This window comes from Palleronia pontilimi (genome assembly GCF_016412875.1).
Classification (GTDB): domain Bacteria; phylum Pseudomonadota; class Alphaproteobacteria; order Rhodobacterales; family Rhodobacteraceae; genus Palleronia; species Palleronia pontilimi.
Window position 1 is genome coordinate 227,920 of the sequence record NZ_JAEKPD010000002.1, and the last position, 16,860, is coordinate 244,779.

The 16,860-nt window shown below is 66.6% G+C and carries 22 protein-coding genes; 19 read left to right on the forward strand and 3 right to left on the reverse strand.

Annotated elements, in window-relative coordinates; all coding sequences use genetic code 11:
* Positions 1–17: 17 nt before the first annotated feature.
* Positions 18–371, reverse strand: coding sequence for a 30S ribosomal protein S6 (rpsF, locus tag ILP92_RS04010; RefSeq protein ID WP_198915279.1), 354 nt, complete (start codon positions 369–371; stop codon positions 18–20).
* Positions 372–609: 238 nt separating this feature from the next.
* On the opposite strand from rpsF, the gene ILP92_RS04015 reads away from it, so the two are divergent.
* Entirely contained in the window at positions 610–1,233 is a 624-nt protein-coding gene (locus tag ILP92_RS04015; protein WP_198915076.1) for a hypothetical protein, read from the forward strand.
* A 122-nt stretch (positions 1,234–1,355) separates the two neighbouring features.
* A complete protein-coding gene (locus tag ILP92_RS04020; protein WP_198915077.1) occupies positions 1,356–1,928 on the forward strand; it encodes a YceI family protein in 573 nt (190 codons plus the stop codon).
* Between the two features lie 71 nt (positions 1,929–1,999).
* On the opposite strand, the gene ILP92_RS04025 is transcribed toward ILP92_RS04020, so the two are convergent.
* The gene (locus ILP92_RS04025) at positions 2,000–3,199 is read right to left on the reverse strand and encodes a cytochrome b/b6 domain-containing protein (protein ID WP_198915078.1); all 1,200 of its coding nucleotides are present in this window, start codon (positions 3,197–3,199) and stop codon (positions 2,000–2,002) included.
* A gap of 133 nt (positions 3,200–3,332) precedes the next feature.
* On the opposite strand from ILP92_RS04025, the gene fabD reads away from it, so the two are divergent.
* The 3 genes from fabD to ILP92_RS04040 all read left to right on the forward strand — a co-directional run bounded on the left by fabD (position 3,333) and on the right by ILP92_RS04040 (position 5,425).
* Positions 3,333–4,265, forward strand: a complete 933-nt coding sequence (gene fabD, locus ILP92_RS04030) for an ACP S-malonyltransferase (protein ID WP_198915079.1) — start codon at positions 3,333–3,335, stop codon at positions 4,263–4,265.
* A gap of 11 nt (positions 4,266–4,276) precedes the next feature.
* Positions 4,277–5,014, forward strand: coding sequence for a 3-oxoacyl-ACP reductase FabG (fabG, locus tag ILP92_RS04035; protein ID WP_198915080.1), 738 nt, complete (start codon positions 4,277–4,279; stop codon positions 5,012–5,014).
* Positions 5,015–5,185: 171 nt separating this feature from the next.
* On the forward strand, positions 5,186–5,425 hold the full coding sequence (locus ILP92_RS04040; protein WP_198915081.1) for an acyl carrier protein: 240 nt from the start codon (positions 5,186–5,188) through the stop codon (positions 5,423–5,425).
* 81 nt (positions 5,426–5,506) lie between these two features.
* Here ILP92_RS04040 and ILP92_RS04045 read toward each other — a convergent pair whose 3' ends face one another.
* Positions 5,507–6,412: a PilZ domain-containing protein gene (locus ILP92_RS04045; protein WP_198915082.1), complete on the reverse strand. Its 906-nt coding sequence runs from the start codon at positions 6,410–6,412 to the stop codon at positions 5,507–5,509.
* A 128-nt stretch (positions 6,413–6,540) separates the two neighbouring features.
* Here ILP92_RS04045 and fabF point away from each other — a divergent pair, with 128 nt between their 5' ends.
* The 14 genes from fabF (at position 6,541) to ILP92_RS04115 (ending at position 16,815) form a co-directional block, all read left to right on the forward strand.
* Positions 6,541–7,803, forward strand: coding sequence for a beta-ketoacyl-ACP synthase II (gene fabF / locus ILP92_RS04050; protein WP_198915083.1), 1,263 nt, complete (start codon positions 6,541–6,543; stop codon positions 7,801–7,803).
* Complete coding sequence (gene mltG, locus ILP92_RS04055; RefSeq protein WP_198915084.1) at positions 7,803–8,963, forward strand: endolytic transglycosylase MltG; 1,161 nt, start codon at positions 7,803–7,805, stop codon at positions 8,961–8,963. Before fabF ends, mltG begins: the two co-directional genes overlap by 1 nt.
* A gap of 143 nt (positions 8,964–9,106) precedes the next feature.
* The gene (locus ILP92_RS04060) at positions 9,107–9,469 is read left to right on the forward strand and encodes a hypothetical protein (RefSeq protein WP_198915085.1); all 363 of its coding nucleotides are present in this window, start codon (positions 9,107–9,109) and stop codon (positions 9,467–9,469) included.
* On the forward strand, positions 9,417–10,715 hold the full coding sequence (locus ILP92_RS04065; protein WP_235971072.1) for a DNA-packaging protein: 1,299 nt from the start codon (positions 9,417–9,419) through the stop codon (positions 10,713–10,715). Before ILP92_RS04060 ends, ILP92_RS04065 begins: the two co-directional genes overlap by 53 nt.
* 122 nt (positions 10,716–10,837) lie before the next feature.
* Positions 10,838–12,001 carry a phage portal protein gene (locus ILP92_RS04070; RefSeq protein WP_198915087.1) on the forward strand — a complete coding sequence of 388 codons (1,164 nt, stop codon included), beginning with the start codon at positions 10,838–10,840 and terminating at the stop codon, positions 11,999–12,001.
* Between the two features lie 16 nt (positions 12,002–12,017).
* The gene (locus ILP92_RS04075; RefSeq protein WP_198915088.1) at positions 12,018–12,563 is read left to right on the forward strand and encodes an HK97 family phage prohead protease; all 546 of its coding nucleotides are present in this window, start codon (positions 12,018–12,020) and stop codon (positions 12,561–12,563) included.
* 38 nt (positions 12,564–12,601) lie between these two features.
* A complete protein-coding gene (locus tag ILP92_RS04080) occupies positions 12,602–13,789 on the forward strand; it encodes a phage major capsid protein (RefSeq protein WP_198915089.1) in 1,188 nt (395 codons plus the stop codon).
* Between the two features lie 93 nt (positions 13,790–13,882).
* Positions 13,883–14,464, forward strand: coding sequence for a head-tail connector protein (locus ILP92_RS04085; protein WP_198915090.1), 582 nt, complete (start codon positions 13,883–13,885; stop codon positions 14,462–14,464).
* Between the two features lies 1 nt (position 14,465).
* On the forward strand, positions 14,466–14,804 hold the full coding sequence (locus ILP92_RS04090) for a head-tail adaptor protein (RefSeq protein ID WP_198915091.1): 339 nt from the start codon (positions 14,466–14,468) through the stop codon (positions 14,802–14,804).
* Positions 14,801–15,217: a DUF3168 domain-containing protein gene (locus tag ILP92_RS04095; protein ID WP_198915092.1), complete on the forward strand. Its 417-nt coding sequence runs from the start codon at positions 14,801–14,803 to the stop codon at positions 15,215–15,217. The genes ILP92_RS04090 and ILP92_RS04095 overlap by 4 nt, the downstream gene beginning before the upstream one ends.
* A 14-nt stretch (positions 15,218–15,231) precedes the next feature.
* Positions 15,232–15,645, forward strand: coding sequence for a phage major tail protein, TP901-1 family (locus tag ILP92_RS04100; RefSeq protein WP_198915093.1), 414 nt, complete (start codon positions 15,232–15,234; stop codon positions 15,643–15,645).
* Positions 15,645–15,959 carry a gene transfer agent family protein gene (locus tag ILP92_RS04105; protein WP_198915094.1) on the forward strand — a complete coding sequence of 105 codons (315 nt, stop codon included), beginning with the start codon at positions 15,645–15,647 and terminating at the stop codon, positions 15,957–15,959. Before ILP92_RS04100 ends, ILP92_RS04105 begins: the two co-directional genes overlap by 1 nt.
* Entirely contained in the window at positions 15,956–16,162 is a 207-nt protein-coding gene (locus ILP92_RS04110) for a rcc01693 family protein (protein WP_198915095.1), read from the forward strand. Before ILP92_RS04105 ends, ILP92_RS04110 begins: the two co-directional genes overlap by 4 nt.
* The gene (locus ILP92_RS04115) at positions 16,159–16,815 is read left to right on the forward strand and encodes an RcGTA-type gene transfer agent tail tape measure protein (RefSeq protein ID WP_198915096.1); all 657 of its coding nucleotides are present in this window, start codon (positions 16,159–16,161) and stop codon (positions 16,813–16,815) included. The genes ILP92_RS04110 and ILP92_RS04115 overlap by 4 nt, the downstream gene beginning before the upstream one ends.
* Positions 16,816–16,860 lie beyond the last annotated feature (45 nt).

Sequence of the window (16,860 nt, forward strand, 5' to 3'; positions counted from 1 at the left end):
CTATTCCTTTCGTGGGCTTAGCGGCGGGGGCGACGGTCGTCGCGTTCGTCGCGCTTCTGCATCTGGATGGACGGGCCTTCGGCGTGCTCGTCGACCTTGATGGTCAGCACGCGCATGACGTCGTCGTGAAGGCGCATCAGGCGCTCCATCTCTTGCACGGCGTCGGCGGGGGCATCGGTGCGCAGATAGGCGTAGTGGCCCTTGCGGTTCTTGTTGATCTTGTAGGCCATCGTCTTGACGCCCCAGTATTCCTGATCAACCAGCTTGCCGCCGTTGTCGGACAGCACGGTGCCGAAATGTTCGATGAGTCCCTCGGCCTGCGTGTTCGACAGGTCCTGACGGGAAATGAAGACATGCTCGTAAAGCGGCATGGGCATTCCAGTTCTGTTTCAGGGCGCATTTCAAAGACAGGGCATTATGGCTTCCGCGGCCCTGTCACGAGAGGCTGCGCCGTTCATCGTTCTTCGCGGAAGTCGTGTGGCTATAGAAGCAGATGGCGATGGACGCAAGCGGACCGTCGCCCCTTCACGCAAACGCGCCAAACCAGCCCCATTTCGGCCCGCTTTCGCAAGAATAGTCGCCTGGCACAGCACAGCGGAGTTTCCGGCCATGTCGTTCCCCCGGCTCAAACGTCTTACACGCCCCCTGACGCAAACGGCGCTGCGCGTCCGGGAAGAGGGCGCATGCACCTATTTCTACCGCGACACGCCGCTGGCGCGCCACGCAAGCCTGATCGAAGGCGCTCTTTGGATGGGAGCCCTTATCCTGGTCGCCTGGGCGGTCAGCTTGTGGACCACCCCGCGCGCCGGGATCGAGCCGGTGATCCTGCCGTTGAAGGTCGCGTTCAGCGCTGCCCTTCTGCTGGCCGCGACCTGCCTGGGCCGGGCGGCCGCGCAGGGCATGCGGATCGAGTTGCGGATCGATCGCGATGCCGGAACCTTGCAATGTCATCAATCCACGGCTGGCGGCAGCAGCCGCCAGGTCTTCGAGTGCCCGCTCGACCTGGTTGGCAGCTTTTACATCATGCGCGTGCCGGGGCCGCACAGCGCGTCACATTTCTACGCGCGCCTGACCGATGGCAGCGACGCGGTCTATCTGGGGTCGGACGACGATCGAAAGCTCGAACGCCTGCTGGACCGTCTGCGCAACCGCGACAGGCAAAGCGCCGCGGCACTGACGCGGGAACTGGTGGGACTGGCGCAGGTGAAGCGGCGCGGTCCGTCGGCGGCCTGACGCACGCAACTGTGTATCAGCGAGCAGACCCTGTTCGACCGTAAGCAATTGAGCGGCCTGTGCGGTGGGCTAGTTGTCTGATCGCAAGACAACATATCCTATCCGTAATCAGGAGATTTCGAATGTACCGCACGCTTATTCCCGCCGCGATGGTCCTTGGCCTGAGCGCCCCCGCGTTCGCCGAGCCGGTGACCTATAACCTGGATCCCAACCACACCGAGATCCTGTTCACCTGGACCCACGGCGGCTTTTCGACCACCCGTGGCATCTTCTTCGGCGCGGACGGCCAGTTCACCTTCGACGAAGAAGCCCCCGAAACCTCGTCGGTCAGCATCTCGGTCCCGACCGAGTCGATGCAGATCAACGCCGGGCTGAAAGAGCACCTGGCGAGCGGCGATTTCTTCGGCGAAAACTTCGCCAATGACATCACCTTCGCCAGCACGGCCATCAACGTGACGGGCGAAAACACCGCCGAGATCACGGGCGATCTGACCGTGAACGGCGTGACCAACGAAGTCGTGCTCGACGCCATGCTGAACAAGACCGGTGACGGGCCGCAGGGCGATCCGGTCGCGGGTTTCGCCGCCACCACGACGCTGCTGCGCAGCGACTACAACCTGGGCGCCTTCGCACCCTTCGTCAGCGATGAGGTCGAAGTTCAGATCTCGGTCGAGGGCTCGCCCGTCGAGGGATAAGGTCGACACTCCAAGACCAGCAAGACAGGCGCGGCCCGGTGGGTCGCGCCTTTTCGTTTCAGGCTCTGCGCCTAGCCCCCGACGCGCGTTGCCGTCAGGTCGATGGACGCGTCGACCTCGAAGCCAAGGGTCGACGGATCGCTCTGTCCTTCACCGATGCCGTAGTTTCGCCGGTCCAGCGTCGTCGACCCCTGCATTCGGGCGGTGTCGCCGTCGATTTGCAGCGTGAAGGGAAGCGACACATCGGAAGTCTGGCCCGCCAGCGACAGGGTGCCTTGGGCAAGATACCCGGTTTCGGCGGGCAGGATCGTTGCCTCGTAAGTTGAAACCGGGTGGTTCTCGGCGTCGAAATACTGCGCCGACATGGCTTGGTCGGTAACCGAGCCAAGCGTCAGGCTCGGGATCTCGATCGTGACGGTGACCGAGCCGTGGCTGCCATCCGTCGGCTCTTCGTCGAAGGTGATCTCGGCGCTCCATTCGGCGAAGCGACCTTCGATGGCCGATCCCATCTGTTGCACGGTGATCGCGATCTCGCCCTGCTCGACCTGCCAGTTTCCGCCAGTCCGCTCCGCCTGCCGTGGCCCGACCGCGGCTTCGGTCGGATCGTAGCTGAAGTAGATCACCGCCACGCCGCCGAAGACGTAGATGGCCGCGGCCAGAAGGGCGCCCGCCCCCTTGGGTTCCGCATGCGGCCGTGGATCCGCGCCCCCGCGCCCGAACCACATCCGCGCAAGCGTCCCGTCGCGGTCGATGAAGGCGTGCTTGAGCGCGCCCAGGATGTGCAGGATCAGCGATCCGATCAGCACGTTCGTAAAGACCCAGTGGGTCAGGAAGGCGGCGTGTTCGACCTCGGGCGATTTCGGCACGAAGGGCAGGCTGTCGGCGAAGGGAAGGTAGATCGGCGCGAAGCCCTCGGCCGCCGAATGCCCGATCCAGCCCGACAGCGGAACGACGATCAGCGCGCTGTAAAGGCACCAGTGGACGGCTTCGGCCAGGAACGTCTCGGCCTGTCGTTCGGGATGGACGGGGACGGGCTTGGGCTGGGTCAGCGCCCACGCGATGCGCAGGAGGGCCACGAAAAAGATCGTCACGCCAAGCGTCTTGTGGATCGAATAGACAAGCGCTTTCACCGCCACCTGGTCCGAGGTTTCCTGCGGCAATTCCTCGCCGATCAGCGCCAGCGGTATGGCGGTCAGGATCAGCAGCGCGGTCAGCCAGTGGAAGCTTTTCGTGATCGTGCCATATCTTGACGCGGAATTGGTCAGGGCCATGGGTGCGCTTTCGGTCGTTACGTGATGCCGCTGATCTAGATTTGTCGGTGTAAAGAACAATGGCGCGCTTTCATTGCGCCGCCGGGGCGATTTGGCTATGCCCCTGAAAAATGACACAACGATGGAGGCCGGCATGGGCTTGGCGCTGGTATTTCCCGGACAGGGCGCGCAGACGATCGGAATGGGGCGCGATCTGGCCGAGAGCTACCCCGAAGCGCGTGCCGTGTACGACGAGGTCGACGACGCCCTTGGCGAGCCGTTGAGCGCCTTGATCTGGGACGGGGACGCCGACACGCTGACGCTGACGGCCAATGCGCAACCCGCGCTGATGGCGACGTCGCTGGCCGCCTTTCGCGCGCTGCAATCCGAAGGCTTCGACACCGGCCGGATGCAGATGGTCGCGGGCCATTCGCTGGGCGAATACTCGGCACTGGCGGCGGCGGGGACCTTGTCCCTGGGCGATGCTGCGCGTCTGCTGCGGCTTCGCGGCCAGGTGATGCAGGACGCCGTGCCGGTCGGCGTCGGCGCGATGGCGGCGCTGCTCGGGCTGGACTTCGACACGGCGCAGGATGTGGCGCGACGGGCGGCGGGCGACCAGGTCTGCCAGGCGGCCAACGACAACGATCCCAGCCAGGTCGTGATCTCGGGGCACAAGGAAGCGGTCGAGCGCGCGGTCGAATTGGCCAAGGAGGCCGGTGCGAAACGCGCGATGCTGCTTCCGGTCTCTGCCCCGTTCCACTGCGAATTGATGGCGCCCGCGGCGGACGCGATGAAAAGGGCGCTGGCCGATGTCGAGTTGAAGGCGCCCGCCGTGCCGGTCATGGCCAATGTCACGGCCGCGCCCGTGCAGGATCCAGACGAGATCCGCAGGCTGCTGGTCGAGCAGGTCACAGGCTCGGTCCGGTGGCGCGAAAGCGTGGCCAACATGGCCGCGGCAGGCATCGACGAAATCTGGGAGGTCGGCGCGGGCAGGGCGCTGTCGGGCATGATCCGGCGCATCGACAAGACCATCACGACGCGCCAGGTCGGTACCGCCGACGATGTGCGCGCCGCGATGGAAGCATAGGGAGAGACGCCATGTTCGATCTGAGTGGGAAGGCCGCGTTGGTCACGGGTGCGTCGGGCGGGATCGGCGGTGATATCGCGCGAACCCTGCACAGGGCCGGGGCAAAGGTGGGATTGTCGGGCACACGCCGCGATCCGCTGAACGCGCTGGCCGAAGAGCTTGGCGACGGGGCGTATCCGCTGCCCTGCGATCTGAGCGACGACGACGCCATCAAGCAGCTGCCCAAGGACGCGGCCGACGCGATGGGATCCATGGATATCCTGGTCAACAATGCGGGCATCACCCGCGACGGGCTGATGATGCGGATGAGCGACGAGGATTGGGACGCGGTGCTCGACGTCAACCTGACGGCGGTGATGAAGCTGACGCGCGCAAGCCTGCGCGGCATGATGAAGGCGCGCTGGGGGCGGATCGTGAATATCTCGTCCATCGTGGGCGCGACCGGCAATCCCGGCCAGGTGAATTATGCCGCCGCGAAGGCCGGAATGGTCGGCATGTCGAAATCCCTGGCTCAGGAAGTCGCGACCCGTGGTATCACGGTGAACTGCGTCGCACCCGGCTTCATCGAGACGGCGATGACCGAGAAACTGACCGATCAGCAGCGCGAGGCGATGCTGGAGCAGATCCCGGCCGGGCGCATGGGTGCCCCCGACGAGATCGCGGCGGCCGTTCTTTACCTTGCCAGTCCCGAGGCCGGCTATGTGACAGGAGCCACCTTGCATGTGAACGGCGGGATGGCCATGCTCTGAGAAGAACGCGGGGACGAGCCCGGGCTTTTCGCAGTTGTTTGCCTTCACAAAGCTGTGTGTTATAGGCGGCGCAATTTTTCCATCCGACTCGCTCGGGCGGAAGTGAGAGTGGCCCAGAAAGGGTCGAACGAAGATCGGGCCGCGGCCCGAAACACATATAAGGACACGAGCATGAGCGAAGGCGATATTAAGGAACGCGTCAGGAAGATCGTCGTAGAGCATCTGGGCGTCGACGAAGAAAAGGTCGTCGATAACGCGTCCTTCATTGATGATCTGGGCGCCGACAGCCTGGACACCGTCGAGTTGGTCATGGCGTTCGAAGAAGAGTTCGGCATCGAGATTCCCGACGACGCCGCCGAGACGATCCAGACCTTCGGCGATGCCGTGAACTTCATCAAGGGCGCCGTCTGATCGCCTGAAGCGATCGGCAAGATGCCATGAAAAGCGCTTCGGACCCGGGTCCGAAGCGCTTTTTTATTCTGGCCTGCGGATTTAGGCCTCTGACAGATGGGCCTCGCGGCGCATCCGCTTTTGGGCGTCGCGTTCGGCCTTGGCCTGCCGCACCAGATCGCGAACCTGCCCGGCGTCAAGGCTGTCCTCGAAGCGCAGACCGATCGCGGCCTCGGACGCCCAGATCACGATCGAGCCCAGATCCAGCCCACCGACCCGAAGGCTCAGGCGATCGGCGGTATCGAACGCGGCTTCGCCGACGGCGATCTTGCAGCCGCCCTCGGACAGGTCGATCATCCGCGCCGTCACGATGCGGTCGCCAGTGCCGAGCAATTGGCAATCGATGCCGCAGGTGTGGCGTTTGTGGCGTCTGGCCAGCACAGCCGTGAAGCGAAAAGCCGCGATCAGGGCGGCGACTGCCGCGGCCACCGAGATCCCGACCGCGATCCGTTCGACCGTTTTGCGGGTCAGAAAGCTCTCGCTCTCGCGGCGCGCGTAGATCCGGCCGTCGTCGGAATTGGCACCGCCATCGCGCGTCGCCGGACCCGAGCTTCGGCGCAGGTTCGTGGACCCCACGCCACAGGCCACGCGACCCACGGCCAACGAAGCCTGGCTTGCGGACCACCGCAATTGGGGATCCACGACGTAGAAGGTCGCTTCGCTTCGCGCGCGCACCGTGCTCAGGAAATCGGTGACGGTCTTCAGCTCTGATGGCGACAGGCTGGCCTGCAGGTCGGCGCTGACATCGGCGGGCGCGAAGCGATGGCTCAGCCGATGAAGCCGGGATTGCGCGCCGGGATTGCGATGCGGGTCGCGCTGGGCGGCTTCGGCCACGGCCATGACCCAGCCCAGCGTTCCGCAGGACGTGACCTGCGCTTGCGCGACCACGGGCCATGTCATCAAGAACGCAAGCGCCACGCGCCGCCGGATTGCCGCAAACAGGGTCATCCCTTCGTGCTAGGCGATCAGCGTGAATTTTCCTTTACCATGCCATCTGTCCAGCGCACCCTTTCCACCCGGGGCGCGGCGGTGTATCGGTCGGCGACCTTGGCGGAACTTAAGGAAAAGGTGTCGGAATGCGGCGAGTTGTGGTCACCGGACTAGGAATGGTCAGCCCCCTGGCGTCTGGCGTCGATGCGACGTGGACGCGTCTGCTCGACGGCCGCTCGGGTGCGGGCACGATCCAAAGCTTTGACGCGTCGCACCTGGCCACCGATTACGCCTGCGAAGTGCCGCGCGGCAACGGCAGCGATGACAGCTTCGACGCCGACGCCTGGATGGAGCCCAAGGAACAGCGCAAGGTCGACGATTTCATCCTGTTCGGCATGGCCGCCGCCGACATGGCCATCGCGGATGCGGGCCTTGGCGATGCGACGGACGAGGACAAGCTGAAAATCGGCGTGATGATCGGATCGGGGATCGGCGGTCTTGGCTCGATCGCCGAGACGGCCGTGCTGCTGAAGGAACGCGGTCCGCGCCGGGTGTCGCCGTTCTTCATCCCGGGCGCGCTGATCAACCTGGTTTCGGGCCAGGTCAGCATCAAGCACGGCTTCAAGGGGCCGAACCACGCGGTGGTCACAGCCTGCTCGACCGGGGCGCACGCCATCGGTGACGCGGCGCGGCTGATCCAGTGGGGCGACGCGGACGTGATGATCGCGGGCGGCACCGAAAGCCCGATCACCGAGATCGGCGTCGCGGGCTTCAATGCCTGCAAGGCCTTGAGCACCCAGCACAAGGACGACCCCACCAAGGCCAGCCGCCCCTGGGATGCCGACCGCGACGGTTTCGTCATGGGCGAGGGCGCGGGCGTCGTGGTGCTGGAAGACTACGAGCGCGCCAAGGCTCGCGGCGCGCATATCTACGCCGAGATCATCGGCTACGGGCTGTCGGGCGACGCCCACCACATCACCGCGCCCCCGCCCAACCACGAGGGCGCCGAGCGGGCCATGCGGGCCGCCGTTGCGCGGGCCGGGATCGAGACCTCCGAGATCGATTACGTCAACGCCCACGGCACCAGCACCATGGCCGACACCATCGAGATGGGCGCCGTCCAGCGTCTGCTGGGCAACGCGTCGGCCAAGGCCACGATGTCGTCGACCAAGTCCGCCACCGGTCACCTGCTGGGCGCCGCGGGCGCGATCGAGGCGATCTTCTGCATCCTGGCGATCCGCGACCAGGTCGCGCCACCGACGCTGAACCTGGAGACCCCGCCCGAGGATGCGATCATCGACCTTGCGCCCTTGAAGAAGGTCGAACGCAAGATCGACATCGCGCTGTCCAACAGCTTCGGCTTCGGGGGCACCAACGCGGCCCTTCTGATGCGAAGGGTCACCGACTGATGTGGAAGCATATTGCGGCAAACGGCATTTCGCTGCTGATCGTTCTGCTGATCGCCGTGGGCGGCATGATCGCCTGGGGCAAAGCTCAGTACGAGGCCCCCGGACCGCTGGCCCAGGCGATCTGCCTCAGGGTCGAATCCGGCAGCAACCTGCGCCGTGTCAGCGAAGAGCTCGCAGGCCGCGACGCGGTCAAATACCCGCAAATCCTGCGGATGGGCGCGGATTACACCGACCGGTCGGACAAGCTGAAGGCGGGCAGTTTCCTGATCGAGGAAGGCAGCTCGATGCAGGATATCGTCGCGCTGCTGACCGGCGACGGCCAATCCACCTGTGGCACCGAGGTCGTGTATCGCATCGGCGTGACCGGCCAGGAAATGCGCGTGCGCGAGCTTGATCCGGCGACGAACCGCTTCGAAGTCGTGACCGAGTTCGACCCGCTGGCGGGGGCGGCGCCCGACCTTTACGCCGATCTTCGCAGCCTGTCGGACACGCGCTACCGCATCGCTGTGGCCGAGGGCGTGACCTCGTGGCAGGTGGTCGAGGCGCTGAAGGGCGCGGACTTCCTGGCCGGGGACGTGGCCGATGTGCCGCCCGAGGGGCTGCTGGCGCCCAACAGCTACGAGGTTGAGCCGGGAACGCTGCGGCAGGACCTGCTGGGGCACATGCAGGAAATGCAGGGCGCGCGGCTGGCCGAGGCGTGGGACAACCGCGCCGACGGGCTGCCCTATGACACGCCCGAAGAGGCGCTGATCATGGCGTCCATCGTCGAGAAGGAAACCGGCGTGCCCGAAGAACGGCGCCAGGTGGCCAGCGTCTTCGTCAACCGCCTGCGCGAGGGGATGCGGCTGCAGACCGATCCCACGGTGATCTACGGCATCACCAACGGGCAAGGCGTGCTGGGCCGTGGCCTGCGGCGCAGCGAATTGCAGCGCGCCACGCCCTACAACACCTACGAGATCGACGGCCTGCCTCCGACGCCGATCGCCAATCCGGGCCTGGCCAGCATCGAGGCCGCGCTGAACCCCGACAGCACCGACTTCCTGTTCTTCGTCGCCGACGGGTCAGGCGGGCACGCATTCGCGCAGACGCTGGCCGAGCACAACGACAACGTCGCCAGGTGGCGCGCGATCGAGGCCGAGCAGGAGACGTCGTCGAATTAACGAAATCCGTGCGCAACGGTAAGGTGCGGGCAATGCATCGGGCGTAAGCTCAACCACAGCTGGACAGAATGAGAAGCGGTAAAGGGACGCACCCTTTGCCGCTTTTTTCATGTCGCGGGCATAGCTTTTGAAATGAGGCAACGATGGCGCGAAGCGATGACCAGAAAATTAGTCGGGACAAGGCGAAGAGGGCGGACAAGCTCTTCGAGATCGCCGTGTCGAATTACGAGGACGTCCTTCTCGAGTTGCACGAAATGAAAAAGGCCGTGCGCGCCTGCGAGAAATACTCGGAAGCCGAGGCCAAGCGCATCGTCTCCATGGTCAACAGGACCATCCAGAACATCTATACCGAAAGGACCCGGCTCGATGAATTCCGCAAGAAGCAAGATGGCGAAAGCGCCGCGACCGAGCTGGACTTCGATGCAGTGCGCACTGAAATCAGGCGCCGACTTGATGAGCTCCGGGCCGCGCGAGGCCCAAGAGAAATTCCTGACGGGGCTGAGTGACGACCAGCTTCTGGCGCTGCCTTATCTCTTCGACTTCTGGGCGCTCGATCACCAGCTCCCGCCCCAGGGCGCTTGGCGCAGCTGGGTGATCCTGGGCGGGCGCGGCGCGGGCAAGACGCGCGCGGGCGCCGAATGGGTGCGCGCGCAAGTCGAAGGTCCGCGGCCCGGCGATCCGGGCCGCGCGCGGCGCATGGCGCTGGTGGGCGAGACCTTCGACCAGGTGCGCGACGTGATGATCTTCGGCGACAGCGGCATCCTGGCCTGCGCGCCGCCCGACAGGGCGCCGGAATGGCAGGCCAGCAAGCGCCGCCTGGTCTGGCCCAACGGGGCGCAGGCGCAGGCGTTTTCGGCCCACGAGCCCGAGGCTTTGCGCGGTCCGCAATTCGACGCCGCCTGGGTGGACGAGCTTGCCAAATGGAAACGGGGTCAGGATGTCTGGGACATGCTGCAATTCTGCCTGCGGCTTGGCGATGATCCGCGCCAATGCGTCACCACCACGCCGCGCAACGTGGACGTGCTGAAACAGCTTTTGGACAATGACAGCACCGTCGTCACCCGCGCCACGACCTTCGACAACCGCGCGCACCTGTCGGCCACCTTCCTGGAAGAGGTCGTGAAGCGCTACGGCCAGTCCCGACTTGGCCAGCAGGAGCTGGAAGGCAAATTGTTGCAGGACGTGGACGGAGCGCTCTGGACCCATGCGCTGCTGGACGGGAACCGTCTGCGCGATAAGCCCGACCTGGCGCGCGTGGTGGTGGCGGTGGACCCGCCCGCATCGGACGGCAAATCCGCCGATACCTGCGGCATCGTCGTGGCGGGCGTCACGCCCGATGGCGTCGGCGTCGTGCTCGAGGATTGCTCGGTGCAGGGCCTGTCGCCCAGCGGTTGGGCGCAGGCGGCGATCGCGGCCTTCCATCGCCACGACGCGGATCGCCTGATCGCCGAGGTCAACCAGGGCGGCAACATGGTCGAGCAGATCATCCGCCAGCACGACCGTACGGTGAGTTACCGCGCCGTTCACGCCTCCCGGGGTAAGTCTGTTCGTGCAGAGCCGGTGGCCGCCCTTTACGAACAGGGCCGCGTGAAACACCTGGGCCTCTTCGACAAACTGGAGCCGCAGATGACGCAGATGGCCGTTCATGGATACCAGGGCACCGGCAGCCCCGACCGCGTGGACGCGCTGGTCTGGGCGCTGTCCGAGCTGATGCTGGGCAAGGCCGCGCGCCCCAACGTGCGGCGCCTCTAGTCCAGAAAGACGACCGGCGATCCCCGAAGGGGACCGCACCCGACCTCACCACGAGCATCGTTCGCGCCCCGCCTCGCGGGACCGGGAAAGATGTGTCCGACGACGTTTCGCAAGGAGCAGGCATGTTCAAATTCCGCAAGACCAGGGACGCAGGTCCGACCGAGCAGAAGGCCTCGGCCACGGGGCCGCTGACCACGCCCGCCATCGCCTATGGCGCGGCCGGGCGCGTCGCCTGGACGCCGCGCGACACGGTTTCGATGACGCGCAACGGCTTCCAGGGCAACCCGGTGGGCTTTCGTTGCGTGAAGATGATCGCCGAAGCCGCCGCGTCGCTGCCGCTGGCGCTGTTCGGTGCGGACGGGCGCTTCGAGACGCACCCGGTCCTGCAGCTGGTCCGCAGGCCGAACGCCGCGCAGGGACGCGCGGAGCTGCTCGAGGCGCTGTTCGGCCAATTGCTGCTGTCGGGTGACGGATATCTCGAGGCCGTGGGCGATGGCGGACTGCCGCTGGAGCTGCACGTGCTGCGTTCGGACCGGATGAGCGTGATCCCCGGTGCCGATGGCTGGCCGGTGGCCTATGACTACGCGGTGGGGGGGCGCAAGCACCGCTTCCAGGTGGTCGATGGCGTGTCGCCTGTCTGCCATGTGAAATCGTTCCACCCGCAGGACGACCATTACGGCCTGTCGCCCATGCAGGCGGCGGCGACGGCGCTGGACGTGCACAACTCGGCCTCGCGCTGGTCGAAGGCGCTGCTGGACAACGCCGCGCGGCCGTCGGGGGCCATCGTCTACCAGGGCGGCGACGGGATGCTCGCGCCCGACCAGTACGACCGGCTGGTGGCCGAGATGGAGGCGCATCACCAGGGCGCGCGCAATGCCGGACGCCCGATGCTGCTGGAGGGCGGGCTGGACTGGAAGCCCATGGGATTCTCGCCTTCGGACATGGAGTTCCAGAAGACCAAGGATGCCGCGTCGCGCGAGATCGCGCTGGCCTTCGGGGTGCCGCCGATGCTGTTGGGCATCCCCGGCGATGCCACTTACGCCAATTACGCCGAAGCCAATCGCGCGTTCTTCCGGCTGACGGTTCTGCCGTTGGCCAACCGGGTCGCGGCGGCCATGAGCCACTGGCTGTCGGGCTTTGCGGGCGAAGAGTCCGAGCTGCGCGTGGACATGGATCACGTGCCCGCCCTGGCGCTGGAACGCGACGCTCAATGGCGCCGCATCGCCGAGGCAGACTTCCTGAGCAACGACGAAAAGCGCGCCATCCTGGGGTTGGCCAGTGAATAACGAAGGGGACCAAGCAATGGATCTGGAACGGAAATTCTGCGCTGTCGAGGGCGATCTGAGCCTGACCGACGGCAGCGTGATCGAAGGCTACGCGTCGCTCTTCGGCGCGCGCGACCAGGGCGGCGACACGGTCGAGCCCGGGGCCTATGCGGCGTCGCTCGACGCGCTGAAAGCGCGCGGTGGGCGGATCAAGATGCTGTGGCAGCACGATCCCGCCCAGCCCATCGGCGTGTGGGACGAGGTGCGCGAGGACGCGACCGGTCTTTACGTCAAGGGCCGGATCCTGACGGACATCGACCGGGGCCGCGAGGCCGCGTCGCTGATCGCGGCGGGCGCCATCGACGGGCTGTCCATCGGCTACCGGACCCGGCGCGCGGTGAAGGATGGCAAGGGCCGCAGGCTCTTGTCGGAACTGGAGCTTTGGGAAGTGTCGCTTGTCACCTTCCCGATGCTTCCCGAGGCGCGCCTGGGGGGCGCGAAGGCGGCCGACGCCGACACCGACCCCTTGCGCGAAATGGCGGCCATCTTCCGGACCGCCGCCCGAGAGCTGGCGGGCGGCTGAAGCCCGGCACAACCAACGCAACCACGAAGGAAATGCGAATGAGCACGACCGAGACCAAGGGATCGGGCGATGGCAGCGCCATGCCTGACGCAACCGACGAGATGCGCGCCGCCATGGCCGATTTCGTCGCCGACCTGAAGGGATTTCAGGCCGGGATCAACGACCAGATGCAACAACAGGAAAAGCGAATGACCATGCTCGATCGGAAATCACGGATCGCGGGCCGCCCCGCGCTGGCCACCTCGGCCGAAATGGAAGTCCCCCACCAGAAGGCGTTCGAGGCCTATGTGCGCTCGGGCGACGACGACGCGCTGCGCGGCCTGGTGCTGGAAGGCAAGGCGCTGAACACGGCCGTCGCCGGTGACGGCGGCTACCTGGTCGACCCGCAGACCAGCGAAACGGTTCAGTCCGTGCTGCGCTCGACCGCGTCGATCCGCCGGGTCGCCAATGTCGTGAACGTCGAAGCGACGTCCTACGACGTGCTGATCGACACCACCGATATCGGTGCGGGCTGGTCGTCCGAGACCGGCAGCGAGGCCGAGACGGGCACCCCCCAGATCGACCGGATCAGCATCCCGCTGCACGAGCTCTCGGCCCTGCCGAAAGCGTCGCAGCGCCTGCTGGACGACGCGGCCTTCGACATCGAAGGCTGGCTGGCCGGTCGCATCGCCGACAAGTTCGCCCGCGCCGAAGCGGCGGCCTTCGTCAACGGCGACGGCATCGACAAGCCGCGCGGCATACTGAACCACCCCAGCGTCGACAATGACAGCTGGACCTGGGATTCGCTGGGCTACATCGCGACGGGCGCCGATGGCGATTTCGTCGACGCGGACGCTCTGGTCGACCTGGTCTACGCGCTGGGCGCCCAGTACCGCGCCAACGGCACCTTCGTGATGAACTCGAAGACCGCCGGTGTCGTGCGCCGCATGAAGGATGCCGACGGCCGCTTCCTGTGGTCCGACGGCCTGGCCGCCGCCGAGCCCGCGCGCCTGCTGGGCTACCCGGTGCTGATCGCCGAGGACATGCCCGACATCGCGACCGGCGCCACCGCCATCGCCTTCGGTGACTTTGCCAGCGGCTACACCGTGGCCGAGCGCCCGGACCTGCGCATCCTGCGCGATCCGTTCAGCGCCAAGCCCCACGTGCTGTTCTATGCCACCAAGCGCGTCGGCGGCGACGTGAGCGATTTCGCGGCGATCAAGCTGCTGAAGTTCTCGGTGTCGTAAGGACTTCGCCGCCCGCGCGCGACCCTTGGGCGCGCGGGCGCCGTCCCCAACCATCCGCAAAGAAGAACGACCCCCGCCCGAGGAGGCAAACCGATGTTTCTGACCGAACAGACGCCCATCGCGTCCGAGGACTTGCCGATCCAGGCATTCAAAGCCCACCTGCGCCTGGGCACCGGCTTTTCCGACGACGACGTGCAGGACGCGCTGCTCGATCGGTTGCTGCGCGGTGCCATCGGGCAGGTGGAAAACCTGTGCGCCAAGGCCTTGCTGATGCGCGGGTTCACCCTGACCGTCCATGCCTGGCGCGACCTGGGCCGACAGATCCTGCCGCGCGCGCCGCTGGCGACGGTCACGCAATTTGCCATCATCGACCTGGGCGGCACGCCCAAGGTGATCGCGCCCGAGCGGTTCCACGTCGAGCGCGACGCGCAGCGCCCGTCGATCGTGGCGCGCGGCTTCACGCTGCCGCAGATCCCCGTGGGCGGCCACGCCGAGATCGCTTTCACCGCCGGCTATGGCGCGAGCTGGGACGACGTGCCCGCGGACCTCGCCAACTCGGTTCTGGCGCTGGCCGCGCTGCAGTACGAGGACCGCACCGAGCTGGGCACCATTCCGCCGAACGTGCAGACGATGCTGGCACGTTACCGGCAGCCGCGTTTGCTGGGGGGCTTCTAGGATGGCGCTTCCCGAACTGAACCGCTGCCTGAAGCTCGAAGCGCCGCTGCGCGTCGCCGACGGGCAGGGCGGCTATACCCAAGGCTGGGAAACGCTCGGCACGATCTGGGCCGAGATCGCCCCGCGCACCGGGCGCTCGGTCTCGGGGCTCGAAGTCAGCCTGTCGCGCATGAGCTACCGCATCACCGTGCGGGCCGCGCCGCAGGGCGCACCATCGCGTCCCAAGCCCGGTCAGCGTCTTCTGGACGGCGCGCGGGTGTTCGACATCCAGGCCGTGACCGAGTCTCGGGCGGGCGTGAAATACCTGGACTGCTTCGCGGAAGAGGAGCTGGCGCAATGACCTATGCCGTCTCCGAGCCGCTGCAGGCGGCGCTGTTTCAACGCCTGTCCACCGATGCCGCGCTGGCCGAGGTGGTGGGCGACGCGATCTACGACGCCGTGCCCTCGGGCAGCGTGCCATCCGTTTACGTCGTCTTGGGCGAGGAACGCGTGCGCGACCGGTCCGACAAGGACGCGGGCGGCGCATGGCACGACTTCACCGTGTCGGTGGTGTCGGATCAGCCCGGTTTCCAGACCGCGAAACGCGCGGCCGGCGCCGTGTCGGACGCGCTGCTGCAAGCGCCGCTCACCCTGTCACGCGGCAGCGTCACCGGGCTGTGGTTCCAGCGCGCGCAGGCCAGCCGCGTCGGCACCGGCGATCAAAGACGCATCGATCTGCGCTTCCGGGCGCAGGTCCAGGACGATCAACTCTGACAAGGAGCACCACCATGGCTGCACAAAACGGCAAGGACCTTCTCATCAAGCTCGACCAGACCGGGGACGAGCAGTTCGAAACCATCGCGGGGCTTCGCGCCACGCGGCTGTCGCTAAACTCGGAAAGCGTTGACGTGACCAGCATCGACAGCCCCGGCGGCTGGCGCGAGCTTCTGGGCAATGCGGGCGTGAAGACGGCGCAGATCTCGGGATCGGGCATCTTCAAGGACGCCAATACCGACGAACGCGCGCGGCAGATCTTCTTCAACGGCCTGACGCCCCGCTTCCAGGTCATCGTGCCCGACTTCGGCATCCTGGAAGGGCCGTTCCAGATCACGTCCGTCGAATATTCCGGCACCCATGACGGCGAAGCGACCTACGAGCTGTCGATGGCGTCCGCCGGGCAACTGGACTTCACGGCGCTCTGATGGCCAACCCGTACCAGGGCGAAGTGGCGCTGACACTGGATGGCGAGCGGCACGTGGCCAAGCTGACGCTTGGCGCGCTGGCCGAGCTCGAGGCGCAGCTGGGCGAAGACACGCTGGTGTCGCTGGTGACGCGCTTCGAAAGCGGCGCGTTTTCCACCCGCGACACGCTGGCCCTGATCGTCGCGGGATTGCGCGGCGGGGGTTGGCGGGGCGAGCTGGCAGATCTGCTGAGCGTCGAGATCGCGGGCGGCCCGATGGAGGCGGCGCGCGTGGCGGGCCAGCTGCTCGCCCGCGCCTTCGCCGAGCCGCGATGAGTGCGGCCGCCTTCGACTGGGCGTCCATGATGCGGGCCGGGATCAACGGCCTGGGCCTGCGCCCGACCGAGTTCTGGGCGCTGACGCCCGCGGAATTCCTGATGATGCTGGGGCGCGGCGGTGGGACCGCGCCCCTGGGACGCGACCGGCTGGCCGAGCTGGAAGCGGGCTTTCCTGACACGCGAAAGGACACGACACCATGAGCGATCCCGATTTCGACCTGCTTGAAGCCGACCTGTCGGCCTTCGAGCAAACGCTGGGTGCGACCCGCGTCGTGCTGGACGCCTTCGATGCCGAGGTGCGGGCCATGGGCTCGACCGTGGCGGATACGGGCCGCGAGGTGGGCGTGCTGTCGCGCGGGATCTCGCGCGGGCTGAAGCGCAGTTTCGAAGGGCTGGTCTTCGACGGCATGAAGCTGAGCGACGCCTTGCAGGGCGTGGCGCAATCCATGCTCGATGCCACCTACAATGCCGCGATCAACCCGGTCGCCAGGCATTTCGGCGGCGTGTTGGCCACGGGTGTGCAATCGGCGATGCAGGGCTTCCTGCCCTTCGCAGATGGCGGCGCGTTCACGCAAGGCCGCGTCATGCCTTTCGCCAAGGGCGGCGTCGTCAGCCAGGCCACGTCCTTTCCCATGCGGGGCGGCACCGGGCTGATGGGCGAAGCGGGCCCCGAGGCGATCATGCCGCTGGCGCGTGGGGCCGATGGCAAGCTCGGGGTGCAGGCGGGCGGCGGACGGCCCGTTCAGGTGGTGATGAACATCACCACGCCCGACGTGGAAGGCTTCCGCCGCTCGCAAAGCCAGATCGCCGCGCAGATGGGCCGGGCGCTGGCGCGCGGCCAGCGCAACCGCTGACCCGTTGCGCACCGTTCAAAGGCTGCGCGCGGTGGCGTGAGACGA